Here is a 9,013-nt window from a genome sequence, read left to right on the forward strand (position 1 = left end):
TACTGCCACGGTGTCGTTCAAGCATAAGAAAAGCCCGCTCTTCCGGGCTTAAGTGATGATAGATAGTCATTTGACCCATACTGCCGCTTTTTGTTGCACTTGCAACTTGAGTCTAAGCTGACCCCTTATCGTATGACCCCTTATCGTACGTTTCTTCGAAACCTGCTGAGCGGGTGCTTCCTGACGGAACACCTGCAGGTTAACGGGTGTCCCCTTAACCTGCAGCTACCTGGGGGGGAGTCCATGGACCATTGTTAGAAACTGCATTTCGGTACCCGCACGACGGTGCTCCGAAAGGGCCTGATACTCGGGGTCGTCAAACCAGGCCTGAGCGGCGGCTTCAGAAGGGAGCTGGAAGATCACAATCCGACCTTCCCTGGGGTGAGCGCCTTCCAGCGTCACAGTGTTGTCATCATAGGTTAGAAAAGAGCCGCCATGCTTTTTCAACACAGGAAAAAAACCCTTCTCGTAAATTTTATAAGTATCTGCATCGTGCACATGGAAATTGGCGATCATATAAACAGGAACATCTGACATCTTCAGTTTCTCTCTTGGGTTGGGTGGTTAGATCGTTTGGAGCCAGGCGGCTACAGCCTGCCCGATCTCAACGGGTGAGTCTTCCTGTATAAAATGGAGGCCCTTCACGGTCACTTCCTGCTGATTCGGCCAGCTGCGACAAAATTCGCGCTGTGCCCCCACAAGAATGGAACCGGGGTCTGCATTGATGAATAACTTTGGTATATCGCTGGCGGCCATGAAAGCGCCGTATTCGTTCACCAGGACAACTACGTCCTCGGGTTCACCCTCGATGGGGATCTGCCGTGGCCAGTTCAGCAGTGGTTGTCGATCGTCTGTCTCAAGATGGGGTGCACGATAGGCATCCATCTCTGTATTGCTCAATGGTCGGATGACTGATGATGGTAGTACTCCCTCGATAAACATATTGCGGTTGAGGATTAGATCCTCGCCTTTGTCCGAGCGGAAGCCTTTAAAGATTCCCACTGCGCTTTCAGGCCAATCACTCCAGCTGACGGGCCTAACAATACCTTCCATGTAGGCGACACCCTTTACTGCAGCTGGATGACGCATTGCCCAGAGAAAACCAACGCCGGAACCCCAATCATGAATAACCAGCGTAACATTTTCGTTGGCGCCAATGCTTTCCAGCAGACCATCAACATAACTGTAAGCGACTTCCAGGGTGTAACGCTCTGGTCCTTCGCTCGCGGGAAGTTTTTCCGAAGCACCCTGTCCAATCAGGTCAGGGACAATGACCCGGCCAGACTCGACAAGCTCGGGAATCACATTGCGCCACAAAAAAGAGGAGGTTGGGTTGCCGTGTAGCAATACAATAGGATCGCCGCTGCCTTCCTCGACATAGGCAATTTTCTTGCCCTTGACCGGGGCAAATTTTTTCTCATAGGACATGGTTTCAGACAACACGTTAAGGCATCCTTATACTTGCATTAGGGATTAAGCAGCTAGTCCGAGTAGGGACAAGCTGTTTTCGATAATAGATTCTAGTTCTTTTCGAGATTTATTTTGACGGCTTAGTACCCGCAGTCCTAGGTTAATTGTCATCACTAGGCTGGCCAGTTCATTAGAGCTGTGTGTGGTATCCAGTTCGCCGTTTTTCTGCGCCAGCGAAAAGGCTGTTGCAAAGGCTTGTTCAATCGAGCTGAGTTTTTGTGTCGCCAGCTGATTGAGTTCTGGATCTGTATCGGCTAGTTCCAGTACGGTATTCACCATCATGCAGCCCTGCTTTGCCTTGCGCTTAGACACATTCAGCACGGTAGATTCGAAAAACGCGTGGGGCAGTGCGCTGGGATGCAGTGATTTGGCGTCTTCGTTAATCATCCCGAGGGTACGATCTCCGAACAGTTCCAGACACTCTGTGAACAACTCTCGTTTGGTGTGGAAGCTGGCGTAAAAACTGGAGCGCGCTATACCCATAACTTCAAGCAGGTCGGGTAGCGAGGTTGCTATAAAACCCCGGGCCCAGAAAAGTTTCATGGCAGCTTCCAAGGCTTTAGTGCGATCGAATTCGGTGGGCCTAGCCATCTGCGGTCTCGATGAAGAAAGAGCAGGTATTCTGGACTAAACGGTACAGAAATACAATGAGTACGCTTCGTTTAGACGGTACTGACAAGTTAACGGGCCGATTTTGGTAAACTCGGCAGATGAACACATACAAACGCCACCGATTTCCACCTGACATAATTTCCTATGCTGTCTGGCTTTACTACAGATTCAATCTCAGGCGCGCGGTAGCAGCCACCGCGATATCGAAGATCTGCTCGCAGAGCGTGGCATCACTGTAACCCGAGAATCCATCAGGCTATGGTGCATCAAATTCGGCGCCATTTATGCCCTCCGCCTGAAACGAAAACACAGAGGCTACGGCGACACTTTCTACATCGATGAAGTCTTCGCCGGTGTGCCGGACCATTCAAATCAACGGCAAGCAGTATTATCTGTGGAGAGCCGTTGACCAGGAGAGCCTGCCTCGCGAAGCGCTTTGGGTATGGGGAAGTGGTGGATGTATACCTCCAGGCAAAGCGTGATGGGGGAGCCGCTAAACGCTTCTTCAGGCGCCTGTTGCGATTACATGGCGGTGAGCCCAGGAAGATCGTGACGGACAAATTACGAAGCTATTGCGTAGCGCATCGAGAGCTAATACCCGAGACGATCCACAGTACTGGGCAGTATGAGAACAATCGGGCCGAGCAATCTCACGAAGCGACCAGGGTCAGGGAGCGATGCACGAGGAAGTTCAAATCAGTGCGGCAGCCCCAGCGTTTCGTCACTGCTCATGCTGCTGTCAGCAACTTGTTCAACTTGGGAAGGCATCATGTTCGGGCTCAACATTATCGGGATCTTAGGATAAGTGCCTTCGCTGAATGAGAAAGGGCGGTAGCCTGAGTGGGGCCAGTCGGATTCTTACAACCTCAGGGAGTTAAGTTGCCAGAACCCTAGGGGCTTCGTCCGTGGACGAAGACGAAGACCAATTCTGTCACCTGTTAACGAGTTCTACTTCTCACTATCACTCATTTTTTTCGGAGCTCGCCAGGTGTGGTGTTAAAATGCTGTTTTATCGCTTTTCCGAAAGCAGCTTCAGAGGCGTAGCCAGCGCTTTCAGCAATACTCAACATTGAATCATGGGTGTTTTTCAGCTTGGCCTTTGCTTGCATCAAGCGCGTATTGGTTAAGTAGGATTTAGGGGTGTCCCCGACCATATCGACAAACTTCTGCGTAAAAGCGGTGCGTCCCATTGCAGACGCCCTGGACAGGGCCTCAACCGTCCATTTTTGATCTGTCTCCGTGTGGATCAGGTTCAGCGCCACACCGATGTGAGGGTCGGAGAGTGCAGCCATGTAGCCGCTGGACTGTTTCATCTTTCTCATGTGCACTCTGAGAAGTTGAACAAAAAGGACCTCAGCGAGGTGATCAACCATGAGTCGCTTTCCGGGGTATGACCCGAATGATTCCTCTATCAAGAGGTTCGTTAGGACGTTATGCCTGTGCAGATCAGCAGTTGACTTTGAGCTGGCTTGAATAAAGCAGGGGAGACTTTCGAGGAAGGGGTGATTTAGAGATGAGTCATAGGACAGTGTACCGCTCAGCAATATTGTAACCTGGTCGTTCCCCGGTGAGTCTCCATCAGCTGGTGCGGCCATCCGGGAGGCGTTTCCCCAAGGACCGCTATCCGGGGCAGAAACTGTTATTTCTCCCGTTTTCAGCAATAAGAGACCGTCATCGCCCATCACTTTGACGACATTCTCCGCGCCGAGATCCTGGCTGCCGGGACTATCACTGATCCAATGAGCGCCTCCTGTGGGGAAGGCCACGCCATCACCCGTCTGCAATAGCACCAAGTTATCGCTACCGCCCTCTCGCAGATAGCACTGACCTTGTACCACAGTATGAAAGATACCCTGAGGGCGATAGTGAACCTGCATGTTCCAAGGCCCACCAACTGCTCTGCAAGCGTATATTTTTGCGGATAGCTGAATCGTTTTCAATAGGTCTGATAAGGCGTCCATTTCCCATATTCTATAGTGAATATAATCTCGCGGACTATGACCGTGGTCTCATTCCGATAAAAATGACAAGACAAACGGTAAAAATAACAAGTTCCCTCCACGGATTTAACGATATTATTTGGCCTGCAAGTAATAAATATTGTCATTTTCTTGCCATCGCTATCCGGCGCGGCGAAATTTCAAGAAGACAGAGCAAGAGGCCCAATTCAGTGAAACGCATACACACACTCCTGATATCTACGCTCACAGCGCTTTCTGCATGCGGTGGAGGCGGAGGCTCGTCTGTAAGCTCAGACACAGATGTCGAGCCCACGCCTGCGCCCGTTACCCCTATTTACGTCGAGATAGAAAGCCCTGTTGAGGGCCGGGTCACTACCACCTCTGGGGCAATCGAATGCCCTGGCGGGCAAATTTGCTCCATAGACATCAGCGATGTAGCGTTTGACGAAACCTTTGTGGCCGAGCCGGCAGCAGGGTTCGTATTCAAGGGCTGGACGCAAAAGGATCGCGCATTGTGCGGCGACACCAGTGAACCTTGCCGGCTCGAGACCGCTGATTTCGAAGGCTCTACCGGGCTTCTACCACCCTCTCAAGACGCCGTTGAGACGTTCTACCTGACACCCGTGTTTGCCGTGGACCGGCGCACCGATGCTATCACGCTGGCCGGCGAACAAACCCTGTACAGCTTCGGCTACACCTTTGATTTTGATTTCTATCGCAACAATACCTACAGCTGTGGCCTCAGCGGTAATTATACCTTCACGGTAATGAACCCGGCCTATGGCGATGAAACCGATGAGGCGCCGCTGTGGGTCTACCTGCATGGCGGTGGCGCTGGTTTTTACGACGAGAATGGGGATTACCAAGCCGTTGGCGACCAAACCGAAGACACCTGGAACCGCGAGGAAAGCTTCAATGACTTCCTGATCACACAATTTCAGGGTAGATCCGTTCAGAACGGACAGCTAAAAGACATTACCCTCACAAGGCGCATTCAGGAGGGTTATCGCGTGGTCATGGTATCGATGTGCGACCACGACCAGTACTCCGGCCTTGGCACGCCCTACCCCAACAATCCCAACCCCGATGCCGAGGTAAACGGTATGCAGGCCACCATGTCGGCGGTTGAATATACCGTAGCGAATTACCCGACCACCGAGGTATTTGCCCACGGCACCAGTGCCGGTTCGGTTGGTGTTTACAATCTGGCCATGAGCTTCGCAGCGCAAGACATACATCTCACCGGTGTGGTGGCGGATTCTATTTTGAGCCCAAGGGCTTTCGACTTATTCGACGCTTACCCGGGACAGGCTCCGCGTCAACCGGGCTGGACCTATGAGGGCGTTGGAGAAAAACAAGGTTTCTACGGTGATATCAACCGCAGTGATGTTATCGCCCCCGAGGGCCGGATCGATGCGGGCTTTGATGAGGTGCCCCTGCTATTTGTCGGCGGCACAGACGACCCCTTCTGTTTTTGGGACCTCCCACCCGTACCAGAGGCTGCCGCCGCGGGTCAGAACAATTGCGAATGGGCGGCCCAGGGGCTGATTGATACCATTGCCGCTCAACCTGGCAGTCCACATCAGGTCGCCAACCTGGCCGGCCTCGGTCATGTACCCACTAACGAGGTGACAGTTGCGAACGATATTGTGAACACATTTATCGGCGATATTCTGGCGGGCAACCCCGATCTACCTTTCCGGCACATCCCCGGCTACAACATGATGATGATGGGCCACAGTTTCTTCAAACCTATGGCTGAACAGATGCCCTTCCACGCGGTGAGATCTGGCGTTGCAGGCCATAACCAAACGGTAGAGTTCTCAGGCGGCGCCACTGGAGCCCCGCTTGCGCTGTGGAACGATGCAGGCCACCGCGCCAATGTACAGGCAGTGCTCGACACCGGCACCGTGGAACTGTTCGGCATGACCTACGAGCCGACCTCTCCCACCACTGAAGGCTACGAGCTCTGGTTCGACTACGCGCTGTCGAAGAACCCGGACACGAAGTTCTTCATCGGCCTACCCTGGGCTGACTTCCCCTCGCGTTACCCCGACGCTGCGGCCTACGCAAATTTCTGGCAGTCGTCACACGATGGTTCTTGGCATGACTTTATCGATGTTCTGCGCGGGCTCTATCCAGACGTGGAAATCTACTGTATTCCCTACGGTCAGGCTGCGCTGGAGTTACGGACCCTCTTTGAAGCGGGCAATCTGCCAGAAATTTCAGTACTGACGGGGGTGGCGGGCGATGGCCTGTTCAGGGATAACAAGGGCCACGGCCATGAAGATGAAATTCTTTACGATACAGCGGAGCTGGTTTGGCTGAATGCCATCTACGGCGTGGAGCTGGATGAGTATGCCTACGATCCGGGTTACATTACCGACATTAAGGCCATCGCCAAGTCGATCATGGATGGGCATGATCCGGCGTATGACAAGCAGTAGATGACTAGATGCACTAAGCCGGTCTAAGGGTCAAACAACCTTCTACGACGTCTAGCAGGTATGTTTGTCCTGATCCGCCGCTTAATTTTGCTAGTCGGTCATCGTTCGGAAGTTCGGTCGGGGGTACAGGTCGGATTTGCGCCGCAGTATCCTGTCCAATCATCCGAAATTTGCAGGCCAGAAGTGAGCAAAAATATTATGACCATACAACTCCCCCTGCGCCTATACGGCGAGTACTGCTCTCCCTATACACGCAAGATGCTGTCGCTGTAGATTCGACACCCCTGATTCGCCGCTTCGAACGGGACTTCATGCAACGCTCTGTAATTCCTTCCGATGCGGCTCTGGTTTTCGTGGACTACTTGCTTGAAGACTATGGAGATGAATGGCTGACCAAGGCCATGTTTCACTATCGCTGGGCCCACCAGGCAGACTGCGATAAGGCGGGCGTCCTTTTGCCGATGCAACACCCGTTTGAGGTATCCGAAGAACGGTCAGAGCAAGCACAGCGAGCCTTTCGCGAGCGCCAGATTTCTCGCCTGTATGTGGTCGGGTCCAACGAAGTCACTGCTGACGTGATCGAGAACACCTACCGGGATTTTCTACAAGCGTTTGACAGCATACTTTGCCAGAGGCCTTATCTGTTCGGAAGGCGCCCCAGTTCAGCGGATTTCGCGCTCTATGGCCAGTTGACCCAGCTTGCGAGTTTCGACCCCACTCCTATGAAGTTGACTCTGGAAACGGCGCCGCGCGTGTCTGCCTGGGTCAACAGGATGGATGATCTTTCCGGTCTCCATGTCGACCAGTCCGGCTGGTTTGAACGTGACCAACTGCTAGATAGTCTTAGGCCGCTGCTGACTGAAATAGGCCGTAGTTACGTTCCGGTAATGTTGGCCAATGCTCAGGCCGTAATATGTGGTGACAAAGATATCCATGTAAATGTTGACGGCAAGACCTGGCTGCAGCCTACTTTTCCCTACCAGGCGCGCTGTGTGCAGTGGATACAGGAACAGTATCTGGCGTTGGCCGGCAGCGACCGTCGCTGGGTGGATGTCTTGTTATCGGGTACCGGCTGTGAGGCTATGTTCAACGGCTAGTGTGCATTGTAAGTTCAACCGGTCCTCGGCACGCTGCCTGCATTGATTAATAAGGCGTCCATTTTCCATATTCTATAGTGAATCTAATCTCACCGGCTCTATGACCGTGACATTATTCCGATAAAAATGACAAGAACTACGGTAAAACCGACATTTTCTTGCGACGTAATCAGGACGAAACTAAGTTCATAGTAATAATCGCAGCTATCCGATTGGCGATTTAATCCATGTGAGTTGGCATTTAACTTGCTCAAATATGTAAAGGTGTAAATTGACTGATATCAAACTGCACGGTTATTCCACCAGCCCCTTTGTACGCAAGGTGGGCTGTTGTCTCTACTACAAAAAGCTGCCCTTTGAATTTGTTCCCGTAAATCCGATGGATCCCAGGGCGATCGCCTTCACCGGCCAAACCCAAGTGCCTGTTCTGCAGATTGACGACGAATGGCGCACAGACTCGACACCGTTGGCCGAATGGTTGGACGAGCTTTTCCCTGAGAAACCCCTTTTCGGGCAGAGCCAGCAGGACAAGGGAGAAATTCTGGCACTGGATGACTGGGTTACCAACAGCCTGATCTTGAGCAGCTTCAGAACAGTGTATGACACGCCGATGCCGATGACAGCGAGACTTCGACAGACTGCCTGGCGTCTGGCGGCCATTGTCAGTAGTCAGACCCCTCTCGCCGATGAGGTGCGTAACGCCTGGCCTGAGATACTGCAGACTGCTCCATTCATCAAGCACATGATGTGCCATGTAGATACCTCCGAATCCGTGAAAGAGATGCGAGATCGCATTGGTATGGAACTGATTCAGCACCTGCAGGGTGGACCCTTCTTTGGCGGGAGGACGGAGCCTTCCCTGGTGGATTTCGCGATTTTCCCCCAATTGGTGTTCGGTTATATGGTGGGTTACGACGACAAACTGGCCGTTGCCCAAGTTCCCGAACTGCGTGAATGGATAGAGCGTATTGCGCAGTACCTGCCGGAAAACTCCATCCTGGTTCCAGACTTCATGGTCATAAATCCGCTAGTGCAGGACTCTGAAGCACAGGCTGGCCGCAGTGCGCAGTCGGCCTCGGCTTGGGGCGGCAGCTAGGAAAGAACATACCGTTCGAAAAAGGGGTCAGCTTAGACTCAAGTTGCAAGTGCAACAAAAAGCGGCAGTATGGGTCAAATGACTATCTATCATCACTTAAGCCCGGAAGAGCGGGCTTTCCTTATGCTTGAACGACACCGTGGCAGTAGCCTGCGTCAGATTGCGCTGCAACTGGACCGAAGCCCAGCCACTTTGTCACGGGGGATCAGGCGGAACTCGTCTTCCGTTGGCTACTGCGCTGCCGAAGCGGGTAAAGCCTACCGAACCCGGCGTAAACGCTGCGTGAAACCGCGAAAGATTATCAGTAACCAGGCCTTGCGCGCCGTCGTT

Annotated in this window: 8 protein-coding genes and 1 pseudogene; 5 read left to right on the plus strand and 4 right to left on the minus strand. The window is 52.7% G+C overall.

The window, feature by feature from the left end; genetic code table 11:
• Positions 1–225: 225 nt before the first annotated feature.
• Genes EYC98_RS21565 through EYC98_RS21575 form a run of 3 tightly spaced genes read right to left on the minus strand, consistent with a single transcriptional unit; the run spans position 226 to position 2,013 of the window.
• The gene (locus EYC98_RS21565; RefSeq protein ID WP_279247488.1) at positions 226–537 is read right to left on the minus strand and encodes a DUF1330 domain-containing protein; all 312 of its coding nucleotides are present in this window, start codon (positions 535–537) and stop codon (positions 226–228) included.
• Positions 538–564: 27 nt separating this feature from the next.
• Positions 565–1,443 (minus strand): haloalkane dehalogenase, encoded by an 879-nt coding sequence (locus EYC98_RS21570; protein ID WP_279247489.1) that lies wholly within the window; start codon positions 1,441–1,443, stop codon positions 565–567.
• Between the two features lie 30 nt (positions 1,444–1,473).
• A complete protein-coding gene (locus tag EYC98_RS21575; RefSeq protein ID WP_279247490.1) occupies positions 1,474–2,013 on the minus strand; it encodes a TetR/AcrR family transcriptional regulator in 540 nt (179 codons plus the stop codon).
• Positions 2,014–2,180: 167 nt separating this feature from the next.
• Between EYC98_RS21575 and EYC98_RS21580 the strand changes: the two are divergent.
• Positions 2,181–2,904 (plus strand): annotated as a pseudogene (locus EYC98_RS21580) (IS6 family transposase).
• A 143-nt stretch (positions 2,905–3,047) separates the two neighbouring features.
• Here EYC98_RS21580 and EYC98_RS21585 read toward each other — a convergent pair.
• The gene (locus EYC98_RS21585) at positions 3,048–4,043 is read right to left on the minus strand and encodes an AraC family transcriptional regulator (protein WP_279247491.1); all 996 of its coding nucleotides are present in this window, start codon (positions 4,041–4,043) and stop codon (positions 3,048–3,050) included.
• 209 nt (positions 4,044–4,252) lie between these two features.
• Here EYC98_RS21585 and EYC98_RS21590 point away from each other — a divergent pair, with 209 nt between their 5' ends.
• The 4 genes from EYC98_RS21590 to EYC98_RS21845 all read left to right on the plus strand — a co-directional run.
• The gene (locus tag EYC98_RS21590) at positions 4,253–6,490 is read left to right on the plus strand and encodes a hypothetical protein (protein ID WP_279247492.1); all 2,238 of its coding nucleotides are present in this window, start codon (positions 4,253–4,255) and stop codon (positions 6,488–6,490) included.
• Between the two features lie 311 nt (positions 6,491–6,801).
• Complete coding sequence (locus tag EYC98_RS21595) at positions 6,802–7,587, plus strand: glutathione S-transferase family protein (protein ID WP_279247493.1); 786 nt, start codon at positions 6,802–6,804, stop codon at positions 7,585–7,587.
• A gap of 271 nt (positions 7,588–7,858) precedes the next feature.
• The gene (locus EYC98_RS21600; protein ID WP_279247494.1) at positions 7,859–8,683 is read left to right on the plus strand and encodes a glutathione S-transferase family protein; all 825 of its coding nucleotides are present in this window, start codon (positions 7,859–7,861) and stop codon (positions 8,681–8,683) included.
• 78 nt (positions 8,684–8,761) lie between these two features.
• The coding region (locus EYC98_RS21845) for a helix-turn-helix domain-containing protein (protein ID WP_420887210.1) at positions 8,762–9,013 on the plus strand (252 nt) is incomplete at its 3' end.

The organism is Candidatus Litorirhabdus singularis, assembly GCF_026262625.1.
GTDB lineage: Bacteria > Pseudomonadota > Gammaproteobacteria > Pseudomonadales > Halieaceae > Litorirhabdus > Litorirhabdus singularis.